12 protein-coding genes are annotated in these 14407 nt (G+C 39.6%); 9 read left to right on the top strand and 3 right to left on the bottom strand.

Features of this window, described 5'->3' with window-relative positions; all coding sequences use genetic code 11:
- Position 1: 1 nt before the first annotated feature.
- Together ACB088_RS13325 and ACB088_RS13320 are read right to left on the bottom strand one after the other, a co-directional pair.
- Positions 2-790 (bottom strand): crotonase/enoyl-CoA hydratase family protein, encoded by a 789-nt coding sequence (locus ACB088_RS13325; RefSeq protein ID WP_003655004.1) that lies wholly within the window; start codon positions 788-790, stop codon positions 2-4.
- 94 nt (positions 791-884) lie between these two features.
- Positions 885-3692, bottom strand: a complete 2808-nt coding sequence (locus tag ACB088_RS13320) for an ATP-binding protein (RefSeq protein WP_375037201.1) — start codon at positions 3690-3692, stop codon at positions 885-887.
- Positions 3693-3864: 172 nt separating this feature from the next.
- On the opposite strand from ACB088_RS13320, the gene cysM reads away from it, so the two are divergent.
- The 4 genes from cysM to ACB088_RS13300 are packed head-to-tail and all read left to right on the top strand — an operon-like array spanning position 3865 to position 9366.
- Positions 3865-4797: a cysteine synthase CysM gene (cysM, locus tag ACB088_RS13315; RefSeq protein WP_375037200.1), complete on the top strand. Its 933-nt coding sequence runs from the start codon at positions 3865-3867 to the stop codon at positions 4795-4797.
- 12 nt (positions 4798-4809) lie between these two features.
- Positions 4810-5628 carry a 3'-5' exonuclease gene (locus ACB088_RS13310; RefSeq protein WP_375037199.1) on the top strand — a complete coding sequence of 273 codons (819 nt, stop codon included), beginning with the start codon at positions 4810-4812 and terminating at the stop codon, positions 5626-5628.
- 9 nt (positions 5629-5637) lie between these two features.
- Positions 5638-7029, top strand: coding sequence for a 23S rRNA (uracil(1939)-C(5))-methyltransferase RlmD (rlmD, locus tag ACB088_RS13305; protein ID WP_375037198.1), 1392 nt, complete (start codon positions 5638-5640; stop codon positions 7027-7029).
- Positions 7030-7059: 30 nt separating this feature from the next.
- Positions 7060-9366, top strand: a complete 2307-nt coding sequence (locus tag ACB088_RS13300) for a bifunctional (p)ppGpp synthetase/guanosine-3',5'-bis(diphosphate) 3'-pyrophosphohydrolase (protein WP_092707406.1) — start codon at positions 7060-7062, stop codon at positions 9364-9366.
- Positions 9367-9413: 47 nt separating this feature from the next.
- Here the strand turns inward: ACB088_RS13300 and ACB088_RS13295 are convergent, their stop codons facing one another.
- Positions 9414-10187, bottom strand: a complete 774-nt coding sequence (locus tag ACB088_RS13295) for an SDR family oxidoreductase (protein ID WP_309951963.1) — start codon at positions 10185-10187, stop codon at positions 9414-9416.
- Between the two features lie 113 nt (positions 10188-10300).
- Between ACB088_RS13295 and mazG the strand changes: the two genes are divergently transcribed.
- The 5 genes from mazG to panB all read left to right on the top strand — a co-directional run bounded on the left by mazG (position 10301) and on the right by panB (position 14404).
- A complete protein-coding gene (mazG, locus tag ACB088_RS13290) occupies positions 10301-11107 on the top strand; it encodes a nucleoside triphosphate pyrophosphohydrolase (protein WP_375037197.1) in 807 nt (268 codons plus the stop codon).
- Positions 11076-11480, top strand: a complete 405-nt coding sequence (locus tag ACB088_RS13285) for a ComEA family DNA-binding protein (RefSeq protein WP_375037196.1) — start codon at positions 11076-11078, stop codon at positions 11478-11480. The genes mazG and ACB088_RS13285 overlap by 32 nt, the downstream gene beginning before the upstream one ends.
- Before the next feature lie 125 nt (positions 11481-11605).
- Complete coding sequence (gene pcnB, locus ACB088_RS13280; RefSeq protein WP_309951958.1) at positions 11606-13069, top strand: polynucleotide adenylyltransferase PcnB; 1464 nt, start codon at positions 11606-11608, stop codon at positions 13067-13069.
- Entirely contained in the window at positions 13066-13548 is a 483-nt protein-coding gene (gene folK / locus ACB088_RS13275) for a 2-amino-4-hydroxy-6-hydroxymethyldihydropteridine diphosphokinase (protein ID WP_199990098.1), read from the top strand. The genes pcnB and folK overlap by 4 nt, the downstream gene beginning before the upstream one ends.
- Before the next feature lie 46 nt (positions 13549-13594).
- Positions 13595-14404: a 3-methyl-2-oxobutanoate hydroxymethyltransferase gene (panB, locus tag ACB088_RS13270; RefSeq protein WP_003655024.1), complete on the top strand. Its 810-nt coding sequence runs from the start codon at positions 13595-13597 to the stop codon at positions 14402-14404.
- Positions 14405-14407 lie beyond the last annotated feature (3 nt).

The raw sequence follows: 14407 nt of genomic DNA, 5'->3' as shown, positions 1-14407 counted from the left end.
CTTATTTATATTGGCGTGGTAAAAAATTAACTTCCGGATGTTTGTCTTTTTTACGAGCAAGTTTGCTATTTTTACCAAGTAATAATTTAAGTTGCCAGATTTTTTCTAGACGTAATGATTTTTCTGGTTGATGTTCCATTGCGTCAAGTACACGTTTTGCCGCAGTGAGGGCATCAGGTGAGCGCTGCAACATTTCAGATGCAATCTCATTTGCTCTCTCTAAAGGAGTGTCACTTAAATGAGTTACAAGACCAATTTCTTTTGCATAATTCCCATCAAAAACACGGGCAGTTAAAGTGAGTTCTTTTGCAAGGTCAACGCTAATTAAACCTTTTAATGAGCGAGTAAGTCCCATATCAGGAACTAAACCCCAACGGCTTTCCATAATCGACATTTTTGTTTCTGGATGAGAAATTCGGATGTCAGCAGCCAAGGCAAGTTGCATACCAGCGCCGAAACAATATCCTTCTAATGCCGCAATAACAGGTACAGGTAAATTCTGCCAAGTCAGAAATGCTTTTTGAAAAAGACTTTGTCCGGGTTTTACAAGTTCCCAAATGGCAAAAGCAGAGTTTTTGGGATTGTTGAGGTCAGATAAATCAATACCAGCACTAAACACATTTCCTTCGCCTGTCAAAATAACACAGCGAATATCTCTATCCTTTTTAATTGCTTTTGCAGTTGAAACTAACTCTTTTAATAAGGCAAAACTCATCGCATTGCGTTTGTCTGGACGGTTTAAATATACCGTTGCAATGCCATTATTTTTTTCAATACGTAAGAGTGCCATGAGATTCCCGCTTCTTTTTTTATAGATGAACGGAGCATAACATGGCTGTAATCTGGAAACATGACAGCTCAGTCATGCCTATTTGGTAGATATGTTAGTCAGGTATCACCAAGATCTGATGAGCAGCACTTTCTACCTCTTTAACCACAAGACCTAATTCATCAAAGCGCTGTATAACTTCTTCAATGAAGCCTTCATCTGCTATACGGCGTTCTTTACGTAGCGTTGAAATAAATTGTTCAAAGTCACCTGTAACTTGCTGGAGTTTCGGGGCGCCTACATAGCGAGTGGCACCATACAGGCGATGTAAAACATGCTCAAGTTGAGGGAAGTCTTCCAGCTCAATGAGCTGCTGCATTTCGTCTAGCTCAGTTGGAAAACTATCAACTAACATTTTGAGTAGATCTTGTGCTAAGTCTTCTTTATTTGCTGCAAGTTGCAAACTTTGTTGCCAGTTTAAAATTTGTGGGTCTAAAGCTTCTGCAACTACGTGGTGGTCTTTATCTATGGCTTTTGCTGTAAAGTTGTTTTTAGTCCATTGCGTTAAGATCTGGATGATTTGCTCCATTTGAATTGGCTTGGTGACATAGTCATTCATGCCTACTTTAAGAAGCTTTTGCTTTTCATCGGCAAGGGCATGGGCTGTTAACGCAATAATTGGAAGCTGCATTTCTCCATCGAGCGTTGACTCTAAAGAACGAATAGCACGCGTGGTATCAATGCCCGACATAACTGGCATTTGAATATCCATAAACACCAAATCAAATGGTTTGAGTTTTTGGTCAATTCGTTCTTGAATAAGGTTAAGCGCTTCTTGACCACTTAACGCTTTAGTTGTTTTAACGTTTAATTCACCCAACAAAGCTTCTAAAACAATTAAGTTTGGTAAATGGTCATCCACTGCCAGAATGTGTAAACCCTGACCATTAAAATCTTGCTGTTCTTCTTCAAAAATAGGTTGGTTGCTTAATAATTGAATGAGTCCACTACGGCTTAATGGTTGATATAGAGGACGAGCGCGATATTCACTGAGCATGTTTGGCTCAAGCGTCATTTGATAACCATAGACGGCTAAATTGCCTTGATAACGGCTACGGATTTCTTTTAATAATGCTTCTGTATCACCGCTATGGTCAACGATAAGCCATGTATTATCTTTCTGATCAAGATGTTTTAAACGACTAAACAAGTCCAGAATTGATTGTGTTTCGATGTGAGGAACATGGTAGTTTTCAAGGTAATAACGTAAAACACTTGCTGTAGCAGGATGAGCAAGATAAGACACGACTTGTAAATGCTCAAAATGCGGGTGTTCGATTTCGTAATCTTCATCTACCACAAATTGTGCGGTAAACCAGAACGTAGAACCTTTTTCTGTTGGCGCACGTTCCTGATTGTCCTCAAAGCCAATTTGACCATGCATGAGATGAACAAGCTGCTTAGAGATAGCAAGACCTAAACCTGTACCGCCAAATTGACGTGTAACTGATGCATCGCCTTGCGAGAATGATTCAAATAACTTTTTACGGTCTGTACCACTTAAGCCAATACCACTGTCTTGAACACTAAAATGAAGCAGACATTGCCCAATATCATCATGTTCCATACGAACACGAACAATAATCTCACCATCTGGAGTGAACTTGATTGCATTAGAAATTAAGTTGGTCAGAATTTGCTTGAAGCGTAAAGCATCACCAATAACTTGTTGTGGAATGTTGTCCGCATAGTAAAAAGCCATGGCGATATGTTTTTGAGCGGCCAAAGGAGACAGCATATCCATAACATCAAAAATGGCTTCTTCTAAGTCGAATGGCGCTGTTTCAAGTTCTAGCTTACCTGCATCAATTTTTGAGAAATCTAATACATCGTTAATTAATGCCAATAAATGGGCAGATGACTTGCGAATGGTTTGTAAATAAAGATTTTGTTCATTATTTAAATTTTGTTGACGAAGCAATAAATGAATAAAGCCATCAATACTGTTGAGAGGCGTTCGAAGCTCATGACTAATATTTGCAAGGAAAACTGACTTTGCCTGATTTGATGAAATCGCTTGGTCACGTGCTTGACGATAGGTAATGTTTTGGACTTCTAAGGTATCTAATGTTCTGCGTAAGTCTTCTTCTGTTTGTTCAGTGTGTTCTTTTAATTCTAAAAAGCTAAAGTGCAATCGCTTAACAACGTTTGCGATGTCTCGCTGTAGTAAGCGTAGCTCGCCAGTACTATTAATGACTAGGTGTTGGTCTAAAGTATCTGCATTTAGACGTTGTAACTGCATGCGAATTTCATACATCGGCGCAATCCAGCGACGAGAATAAAAATTCAAGCATAGTAAAAGTAGCAGTAAGGTCATTAATCCAGTAATGACGAGAGCAATCATAATGCGATAACGTGCCAACTCTAGAGGCTGGTTATCCATTTCAATCACTAACCAGACTGGCGCTTTTCCAGCTTTATTACTAATCTGTAGTCCATAAATATTGTTGTGGTTATAAGAGATTGGACCAAAAAAATTATTACTACTGGGAAAGCCAGGCCAATAACGATTATCACGATAACCAATACTTAAATAAGTCTGTCCATTGTTATCGATGAGTACTGCGCGTTTCAGATTTTTTTCGCTAAACATGCTTTGCATGATGTGCTGGGCATGATCGTATTCATCTGGCTGTAGTTCGACCAGCGTATATAGATCTTTCGCAATTTGATTGTAGCGAGCTAAAATTGCTGAGGCGTGATGTAGCTGTTGTTGTTTTACCGAATGTGACGTTTCAGTTAAAACCAGAAAAGCACCGACCCCTGTTAAAATCATAATCGGCACAAAAATTAGAGCAATCAATTGCCCATATGCATGATTCAGACGTAAGCGTTTCGATATGGTTTTATTGAAATTAGACATGGCTACATCAGATTTATCTCTCTGTACGGCATCTTATCACGCTTTATTTTAAAACAGACGGCATTTTATAAATGACCGAGCTTTAATCGCTTTCATGAAAAAGCATATTGAAATGGGTGCAGTACCGAGCATTTTTTCATACAATAGGCCCACCTCGATATAGGTGTTGATCATGAGTAATACACAACCTGACTTTTTAGCCGACGAATTTTTGTTAGATCACTATGTAGGTAAGACACCTCTAGTTCGTTTGCAGCGATTAGCTTCTCACACGCAAGCGACGGTTTTAGCAAAATTGGAAGGTAATAATCCGGCAGGTTCTGTAAAAGACCGTCCTGCATATAACATGATTATGCAGGCAGAAAAACGTGGTCAAATTAAGCAAGGTGACACTTTGATTGAGGCAACCAGTGGGAACACGGGTATTGCTTTGGCAATGGTTGCTGCAATGCGCGGCTATAAAATGAAACTTATTATGCCGAACAATATGAGTCAGGAGCGTAAAGATGCGATGCTGGCTTATGGTGCAGAGCTGATTGAAGTAACGCCACAGCAAGGGATGGAAGGTGCACGTGATTTAGCCTTGCAAATGGAAAAAGAAGGTAAAGGTCACGTTTTAAATCAGTTTGGTAATCCTGATAATGTTGAAGCTCATTATTTAACGACAGGTCCTGAAATTTGGAAACAAACAGATGGGAAAATTACCCATTTTGTAAGCTCAATGGGTACAACTGGTACCATCATGGGTGTTTCTAAATATTTAAAAGAACAAAACCCAGATATTCAGATTGTTGGTTTACAACCAGCAGATGGATCAAGTATTGCGGGTATTCGCCGTTGGCCAAAAGAATATTTACCTACTATTTTTGATAGTAGCCGTGTGGATCGTACTATTGATATTCCACAAATTGATGCTGAAAAAACCATGCGTAAATTAGCACGTATGGAAGGCATCAGTGCGGGTACATCTTCGGGTGGTGCTGTATGGGCATCCATCAAAATTGCAGAAGAAAATCCAGATGCTGTTATTGTTTGCATTATCTGTGACCGTGGCGACCGCTACTTGTCTACAGGATTGTTTTCAGTACAGGACGATAACTCATAATTGAGAGAAATAATGCGTTTCCCAACCTTGGTTTTTGATATTGAAACTTTAACTGATTTAAAAGCGGGAGCGCATTTATATCATCTTGATTTGCCAGAGGCTGATGTAGAGCAAGCGTTGACTAAACTGCGCCGTCAAGAATCAGGCATGGATTTTCAGCGCTTACCTTTGCACGAAATTGTTTGTATTTCTGGCCTTTGGATTGATGAGTCGGGTTTTAGATTGTTTTCTTTTAGTCGGGAACAATATTCTGAAGCTGAGATTTTACAGAAGTTCCTATCAATTTTTGATAAACGTCATCCGACTTTAGTGAGTTGGAATGGTTCGCAATTTGATTTACCCGTTATTCTATTTCGCGCCATGTATCATGGGCTTTCTGCACCGGGCTTGTTTGACCAAGGTGAGATTGATAGCCAGAAGCGTTTTAATAATTACCAAAACCGTTATCACCATCGTCATATTGATTTAATGGACGTGATGGCAATGTTTAATGGGCGTAATTTCCAAAAACTTGATGATATTGCCTGCATTTTAGGTTTGCCGGGTAAGCGCGGTGAGTCGGGTTATCATGTACCGGAATATGTCCGTACGCAGCAGTGGTTAAAACTGACCAGCTATTGTGAAGGAGATGTACTTAATACATGGTTCGTCTATGTACGTTGGTTGTTATTGAAAGGACAATTAACTGTAGATGAGCATAATGATTGGGTAAGCTCTAGTATTGATTATTTAAAAAATATTCCTCAGCAAGCAGATTTTCTTGAAGTATGGAAACTTACTTCGAAACATACTGAATTTACTTCACACTATTTTAATCCTTTAGATTTTTAGGTTCATCCTTTGAAACAACAAGCCAAATCTCGCAAGCCCCAACAACTTGAATATATTTTTCAGGTTGAAACACTTTCTCATGAGGGGCGGGGAATTGCGCATTATGGTTCTCATCCTGATCATCCCGCAGATAAGCATGGCAAAAAAGTTTTTATTCGTTATGCATTGCCCGGAGAAACTGTAAAGGCTCAGATTACCCATCAAGCGAAGCGTCTTGAAGAAGCCGAGATGGTGCAGTTGTTAGGAGAACCTTCAACTCATCGTATAGATGCAATTTGTCCTCATTATGGTATTTGCGGTGGCTGTAGCATGCAGCATATCCATCCTGATGAACAAATCCGTTTAAAGCAAAGTGTGCTCCAATCACATTTACAGCATTTTGCAGGTATTCAACCTGAACAGTGGCTAGAGCCGATTCGATCTTTACAAAGTGATTATCGTCGTCGTGCACGAATTGGTGTGCGTTATTTGCCGAAGCCAGATCGCTTAATTATGGGGTTTCGTGAACATCATAGTAATCGTTTAACTTCTATCCATAGCTGTAGTGTTTTGGATGAAAAACTATCAAATAGCTTGCCTGAATTGCGTCTTTTACTCCAAAGTCTAAAAGGCAAAGCACACATTGGTCATGTAGAATTAGCAAAAGGTGATCATGAAATTTCTTTATTGGTTCGTCATGTAGAAAAATTAAACAATTCTGATGTCAACCAATTAAAGCAATTTGCGTTAGACAAAGGATGGCAGTTGTATTTGCAACCTAAGGGTCCTGAAAGTATTCATCGTATTGATGATGAAAAAGGCGCTTCACGTTTACATTATGCCTTAGAGAGGTTTAATGTAAATTTTGCTTTTTCGCCATTGGATTTTACTCAGGTCAATGCCACAGTAAATGAACAAATGGTTCAATTGGCATGTGAATTGCTTCAATTGCAACCAGGTGAAAAAGTACTTGATCTATTTTGTGGATTAGGCAATTTCTCGCTCCCGTTAGCACGATGTGTTGGTGAGAGTGGGCAGGTTGTTGGTGTGGAAGGGAGTGAAGAAATGGTTCAACGGGCAACAGCTAATGCAAAATGCAATAGTTTGGTGCAGGCAACCTTCTTTTCACAAGATTTAACAAAAGATTTTTCGCATCATTCTTGGGCAAATCAAGGATTTGATGCATTATTGATTGATCCTCCTCGTGCTGGTGCATATGAAATTATGCAGTATGTATCAAATTTTGGAGCAAAAAGAATCGTTTATGTATCATGTAATCCAGCTACACTGGCAAGGGATGCAGGTGTTTTGGTCCAATATGGCTACCAGTTAAAAAAAGCAGCGGTAATGGACATGTTTACGCATACAGAACATGTTGAATCCATTGCGCTATTTGAAAAAATTCAAGAGATAAACGATTAAAAACATGAGTTACATATTGAGGAGAATGGTATGGTCACAGTACGTGAACAGTTACCTGAACAACTAACTGAGTTGTCCGAGGAAACGACTGTAGAGCATGCCGCCGAAACGCAAATCGGTTTAGCCTCATGGTTGGATCGGGTGCGTGAAATATTAGATGGGGCGAAGCTTGAACAGCTTGAAAAGGTTGCGAATGAAACCCTGCAAAAAGAGTTAGAATCAACGGTTAATCATAGGTCCAATACTTTCGCTACTGGCGTTGGAATGGCCGACATTTTGGCACATCTCCATGTAGATGAAGATACTCTATCGGCAGCCATGCTCTATCGTAGTGTGCGTGAAGACATTACTGATATAGAAGAAGTAAAAAAGAAATTTGGAGATCAGGTCTATAACCTTGTCAAAGGCGCTTTGGCAATGGGTAAACTATCGGAACTCATTGAAAAAAATAAGCGGTTAGAAGACCATTTCAATAATAATCAACGAGAACATTTAAGTGGCATTTATAAAATGCTGATTTCGGTCACCGAAGATGTTCGTGTTGTTTTAATTAAACTTGCTGAACGTACCTATTCTTTACGAGAGCTGGCAAATTCCTCTCGTGAACGTCAAGAACGCGTAGCACGTGAAATTCTTACTATTTATTCACCATTGGCACATCGACTCGGTATTGCTCAGCTTAAATGGGAACTTGAAGATTTAGCTTTTCGCTATTTGGCTCCAGACCGTTATAAAGAAATTGCGTCATTACTGAATGAAAAACGTTTAGAGCGTGAACATTATATTCAGTTCGTCATTGACCGTTTAAAAAGTGAATTGGCGTCTTACGGAATTGAGGCAGAAATTACAGGTCGAGCAAAGCACATTTATTCGATTTATCGAAAAATGAAAAGCAAAAACCTGAGTTTTGATCAGCTCTATGATATTCGTGCCTTACGTGTATTGGTCAATAGTGTCCCAGAGTGTTACCACTCTTTGGGTATCGTACATCAAATCTGGCGTCATATTCCGCATCAGTTTGATGACTATATTACCAATCCGAAAGCAAATGGTTATCGCTCTTTGCATACTGCTGTAATTGCCGAAAATAAATCGCTTGAAGTACAAATTCGTACTCATGAGATGCATGACGAAGCAGAGTTGGGTGTATGTTCGCACTTTAACTATAAAGAAGGTTCAAAGAATACCGACCATTCTTTTAACCATCGTTTGCATTCATTGCGTGCTGTTCTAGAGCACTATCAAGAACGTAATGAAACAACGGTACATCAAAACGAAGATGAAACTGAAGGCTTTGATCAACTACAAGATTTTGAAGGTTTTGAGAAGATTTATGTTTTCAGTCGTGATGGTGACATTAAGGAATTGCCACGTGGCTCGACGGTTTTAGATTTTGCTTATCATGTGCATACAGAAGTAGGGAACAAGTGTTACGCAGCGCGAGTTAACCAGCGTTATGTACCATTAACCTATACTTTAAAAACTGGCGAACAGGTTGAGATATTAACTAAAAAAGATCGTGATCCAAACCGAGATTGGTTGGTGAATTCTTTAGGTTATATTAAAACCTCTCGTGCCCGTGACAAGCTGCGTCATTGGTTTAGACAGCAAGATCGTAGTAAAAATCTTGAAGTAGGCCGTGAACTTCTCAATAAAGAACTAGCTCGTCTTGCGATTCACCCAAAAAGTATCGACCTAAATGATTATTCATCACATTTTAACGTGAAAACAGGTGATGACATTTTGGTGAGTCTGGTAAGCGGTGATATTAGCTTACATGCCTTGATCAATCAGGTGAATCGCCAAATGCATCTAGATCAGGATGAACCTGAACTAGTGCTTAAACCAGCATTAAATCCACGTGCAAGCCATACGTTATCGGCCCACGGAATTTTAATTGATGGTTTAGACAATGTAGAGCTGCACATTGCTCAGTGCTGTCAGCCCGTGCATGGTGAATCAATCGCTGGATATATTACTTTGAACCGCGGTGTTAGTATCCACAAAGTCATTTGTTCAGACTATCAGCGGATGATTAAGCAGGAACCAGAGCGTGCTGTTGAAGCTGATTGGGAAATGCAGCCAACACGTGGTCAAAGCGTTCAGATTGTAGTTGAAGCATATGATCGTCGTGGTCTGCTTAAAGACTTAACTCAAGTAATTTTCTCTGACCAAATCAATATTCGGCAGGTCAATACAATTTCTGAGGCAGATGGTATTGCCAATATGAAGTTGTTAATTGAGGTAAAAGGACTAGCACAGCTTTCTCGTTTGTTGGCTCGCTTAGAGCAGCAACCTGGAATCATTAGCGCGCGACGCATGATTCAGGGTGTTTAATTAAATTGAGTAAGAAGGCTGTCAAATGACAGCCTTCTTACTTTGAATTACTTTCTTGATAAATAAATGTTAGTGAGTCGATTTAAAAACTGTGGGCTTAAAGTCGAAAGTTGATAAAGTAGTTTGGTTTTTATGCCAACCGGAGTATGAGTAGGCGTCCAGAAACGAGCCTTTTTCTCTACGAGCGTAAGTACCTGTTGAGCAATATCATTTGGTGTTAAGTCGATTCCCATATTTTGAATAGTACCGGCATCCATATTGTTAACCATTGCAGTTTGTACAAACAGCGGCATCACATCTAAAACACGAATACCGTATCTCTTCCATTCCACATCTAAGCCTTCAGTAATCCCCCGAACAGCAAATTTACTGGCTGAATAAGAAATCAAATCTGCTTGCCCATAAATTGCAGAAGCTGATGAAAGATTGATGACACGCGCAAAAGAAGCTTGCTTTAAATAGGGGAGCGCAGCATGACAGCCATTAATGACACCGTTTACATTAATATTTATTGTTCTTTGATGAGCTTTGATATCAGTCGTTTCAAATGCACCAGAATATAAAATACCGGCGTTATTTACCAAGATGTTAAGTTCGCCAGCCCAGTCGGTAAATTCTTTTAATATATGTTGCCATTGGCTGTAATCACTTACATCTAGATAGCCAGCACATGCATTTGGCCCTAAGTCACTTGCCAGTTTTTGAGCAAGCGACTCATTAATATCATAAATGCCTACTTTATATCCCTGTTGATAAAATACACGTGCAATTTCTGCCCCAATACCTTGAGCGGCACCACTAATCAGAATACTGTGTCTCATCTTTTTTTCTCTTTGTCAGTACAATAGTGCGACTGATTTAATCGCTTTGATTTTGATCATAACAAATTAAGATCCTAGTTTTACTGACCGACTTTTTGAACTTGAGGGTTACCATGGATAAATTGCTTAAAATTATGCAAGAGTTACGTGAAAAATGTCCGTGGGATCAGGCGCAAACACCCATGACTCTTACGAAATATGCCATTGAAGAAGCCTATGAAGTTGAGGCTGCTGTCCGTCAGGGTAATATCGATGAAATTCGAAATGAGCTGGGTGATTTGTTATTACAAGTCGTGTTTCAATCGCAAATGTTTAGTGAACAAGGCGCTTTTAATTTTAATGATGTGGTTGAGGCAATAAGCGAAAAGTTAATTCGCCGTCATCCACATGTTTTTCAGGCAGATCAATTTAATAACTTAACGCCAGAACAAGTAAGTGAACTTTGGAAACAAATTAAACAACAAGAAAAACAAGGCAAGCCGCAATCACGATTAGATGAACTAAAGCATGGACCAGCACTATTACAAGCACAAGAGATTCAAGAAAATGTAGCAAAAGTTGGGTTCGATTTTGAAACAGTAGAAGATGCTTATACAAAACTAGAAGAAGAGTTGGATGAGTTCAAGCAGGCACTAAAAAATCAAAATATGGATGAAATTCAAGATGAATTTGGAGATTGTCTGTTTTCATTAGTCAATGTTGGACGTAAACTTGCAATTTCAAGTGAAACATCACTTTTATCAACAATACATAAATTTAGAAGCCGTTTTGCTTTTATTGAAGATCAAGCGCAAAAACAGCAAAGAACATTAGAAGACATGACCTTGTCTGAAATGGATGAATTGTGGGATCAGGCAAAACAGCAGTTAAAATCAGGGGAAAAAACACATGCCGCTCAGCATGAATCTTTGGAAGAGTAAGTATTATATTTTTATTGTTTTATTTTGGAGCCTGATTTCATCAACACTGATTCAGGCCCAATCTTTCGATCAAAATTTTAAGGAGTGGAAAGCTAAACAGCAGATGTATGATCAGAAGTTAAGCATGCAGCATTCCTCTCATTCCAATGTTTCAAAAAGTTCAACAATGACTGATTCGTCTGGGCAGGTGCACTTGAATCAAGCCAATGTTGATGAGCTTCAAAAGCTAAAAGGGATTGGTGAGAAAAAGGCTCAGGCGATTGTAGAATACCGTCAAAAGAATGGTGGTTTTAAAAATATTGATGAATTTAAAAACGTAAAGGGCATTGGTCCAGCCATTTTTGAAAAGAATAAAACGCGGTTGAGTTTATAAATCATGTGTTTGTCAATTGTCATTTCATGCGCAAACTACAGAGAATCAAATTGCCCTTTGTGTGCGTTAGAGCTATGATTAGCGACAACTTGTTATTTACGTCCTGACGTAGGAGACAGCGTCTTTTGCAAACCTTGCGAGCGTCAAAATGTGGTTTGTCCACAGCCCAACTTCCTTCTTCGATTTTAGATGTGATCGATAGCCTGACTAAAGCTGGCTATGAAGCTTATATTGTTGGGGGTGGTGTCCGTGATTTAATGCTAGGGTTTAATCCTAAAGATTTCGATGCAGTCACCAATGCGACACCTGCTCAAATTAAAGAAGTTTTTGGCCGACGTTGCCGAATCATTGGCCGTCGATTTGAATTGGCACATGTCTATTCAGGGCGTGAGCTTATTGAAGTTGCAACATTCCGTGCCCCCCCTAAAAAAGCAGTTACGAGTGCCTCAGGCATGATTTTACGTGACAATAACTGGGGTACCATCGAACAAGACTTTGCTCGACGTGACTTTTCTATCAATACCTTATATTACCAACCGCGTAAGGCTATTGTGCTCGATTTTTGCAAAGCAATTGACGATGTTAAAAACAAAACTTTGCGTTTATTGGGTGATCCAACACAGCGTTTTGAAGAAGACCCTGTGCGTATGCTGCGAACTCTACGCTTTGCAGCCAAGTTAAATTTCAAAATTGATTCAAATATTCTCGATATATTTGATGCTGAAATGACGCAATTATTGCGTGATGTCTCTCCGCATCGTTTATATGATGAATCTCAGAAGTTGTTCACAATGGGACATTTGGCGCGTGTTCTGCCAATGTTGATTGAGTTTGGTGTCTGGAAGCAACTTTTTGCCGATGTTCAGCCTAATCTCACCCCATTTATTCAACGAGCAGCAAAGAATACAGATCAACGTATACAAGTGGGTAAAACAATTAACCCTGCATTTTTCTATGCAGTTTTATTGTGGCAGCCGTTTTTAGAGCGTTGTGAATTTTATTTATCTAAAGGTATTGTGCCAGCCGAAGCGCGTGCACAGGCTGGTTTAGACGTCTTAAAACGCCAAGCAACACGTACAGTGATTCCTCGTTTTGCAGAAACTTTTATTCGTGAAGTTTGGGAAATGCAGACTCGTTTGCTCAATCCAAAACCACAGCAAATAGAAGCATTGGCAGGGCATGCTCGCTTCCGTGCGGGTTTTGACTTCTTATTACTCCGTGAAAAGTCAGGTGATGACACAACACAAGGAATGGGAAGCTGGTGGGAATCCTACCAAGAAATGTCAAATGATGAAAAAGAAGCTGCTATTAGCCAATATAATCGTCAGAAAGCTAGAAACCGCCGTAAAGCTGCTGCTGAGCCTATTGAAAATAATAAAGTTGAGACGGAAATTGAACCTTTGGTTGATATTCCGGAACCACGCACTCGCCGTGGGAAAAAAGAACGTACTAGACAAGATCAGGCAGTAAGCCGATTTGTTGAAAAAGCGACTGCTTCAGAAGCTGGCGTGACGGGCGATCATCCAATTTTAAAACGTAAGCGGGTACAACGCGATTTAAGCCAAGTTGTTTTTGGGCCAACGCAATGACAATAACCACTTATATTGGTTTAGGAAGTAATTTAGGCGATTCCCGTCAAATTTTATCTGAAGCCATTGCCAAGCTTAAAACCTTAGGAATGGTTAAAGTTTCTAGACTTTATCAAAGTCCACCTATGGGGCCTCAAGACCAGCCAAATTATTTAAATGCAGTTGCAGAATTAAATACGGATCTTGCGCCTTTAGATTTACTCAATCATTTACAACGTTTTGAGCAAGAGGCGGGTCGTGTACGACTTCGCCGTTGGGGTGAGCGAACCTTAGATTTGGATTTGCTTATATATGGCAATGAAAAAATTCAAAATGAGCGCTTAACTGTGCCGCACATAGGAATTCTACAACGAGATTTTGTTGTAATTCCCTTATTAGATTTAGATGCAGATTTACAACTGAATGGTCAGCCACTCAAAGATTTAGAGCTGATACAGCAGCCGACACTGACTGTACTTGCTGATGAATCTTGGGCTTAAGCTCTCGATTCATTATGTTCTGCGAACTCCTGTAGAGGATATCATCATGATTAGTCTAAGTGACTTAAGAAAATTTAAAACCGAAGGACGCAAGTTCTCTTGCCTGACTTGTTACGATGCAAGCATGGCAAAAGCAATGGAACTTGCTGAAGTTGATACAATCTTAATTGGTGATTCTCTTGGAATGGCAATTCAAGGGCGAGATTCAACTTTGCCAGTAACCGTTGAAGATATGGCTTATCATACGGCAGCGGTTCGTCGTGGTAATCAGCATGCATTGATTATGACTGACTTACCATTCATGAGTTATGCAACCCTAAATGATGCTTTGCAGAACTCAAGAACAGTCATGCAGGCTGGCGCTCAAATGGTGAAAATCGAAGGCGGTGCATGGTTAAGTGAAATCGTGCAGGTTTTAACCCGTAATGGCGTGCCTGTTTGTGTACATTTAGGTTTAACACCTCAATCTGTACATGTATTTGGTGGCTATAAATTACAAGCTAGAACACGTGAAGCGGCAGATCAACTCATTGCTGATTGTACAGCAGTAGTTGAGGCGGGTGCATCGGTGTTATTACTTGAATGTGTACCTGCTCAGTTGGGACAAGAAATTGCTGAATTATTCCCAAATACACCTGTAATTGGTATTGGTGCAGGTAATGCAACTGATGGTCAGGTATTGGTTGTACAAGATATGTTAGGTTTAACTTTTGGTCGAGTTGCGCGTTTTGTACGTAACTTTATGAAAGAACAATCAGGTGAAACTGCTATTTTAGATGCATTTAAAGCTTATCATGCTGCGGTACTTGATCAGTCATTCCCTGCTAAAGAACATACTTTTCACGTTGAGCTGTAATTC

Origin of the sequence: Acinetobacter sp. RW6 (assembly GCF_041956835.1) — a bacterium.
GTDB lineage: Bacteria > Pseudomonadota > Gammaproteobacteria > Pseudomonadales > Moraxellaceae > Acinetobacter > Acinetobacter calcoaceticus.
Note: the sequence above shows the minus strand (reverse complement) of the source record. Positions and strands in the feature narration are given on the sequence as shown.

Coding starts and splice junctions, on each gene's coding strand:
- folK (WP_199990098.1), top strand. CDS start 13,066: ATGACAATAACCACTTATATTGGTTTAGGAAGTAATTTAGGCGATTCC.
- ACB088_RS13325 (WP_003655004.1), bottom strand. CDS start 790: ATGGCACTCTTACGTATTGAAAAAAATAATGGCATTGCAACGGTATAT.
- mazG (WP_375037197.1), top strand. CDS start 10,301: ATGGATAAATTGCTTAAAATTATGCAAGAGTTACGTGAAAAATGTCCG.
- ACB088_RS13320 (WP_375037201.1), bottom strand. CDS start 3,692: ATGTCTAATTTCAATAAAACCATATCGAAACGCTTACGTCTGAATCAT.
- cysM (WP_375037200.1), top strand. CDS start 3,865: ATGAGTAATACACAACCTGACTTTTTAGCCGACGAATTTTTGTTAGAT.
- ACB088_RS13295 (WP_309951963.1), bottom strand. CDS start 10,187: ATGAGACACAGTATTCTGATTAGTGGTGCCGCTCAAGGTATTGGGGCA.
- ACB088_RS13285 (WP_375037196.1), top strand. CDS start 11,076: ATGCCGCTCAGCATGAATCTTTGGAAGAGTAAGTATTATATTTTTATT.
- ACB088_RS13310 (WP_375037199.1), top strand. CDS start 4,810: ATGCGTTTCCCAACCTTGGTTTTTGATATTGAAACTTTAACTGATTTA.
- panB (WP_003655024.1), top strand. CDS start 13,595: ATGATTAGTCTAAGTGACTTAAGAAAATTTAAAACCGAAGGACGCAAG.
- ACB088_RS13300 (WP_092707406.1), top strand. CDS start 7,060: ATGGTCACAGTACGTGAACAGTTACCTGAACAACTAACTGAGTTGTCC.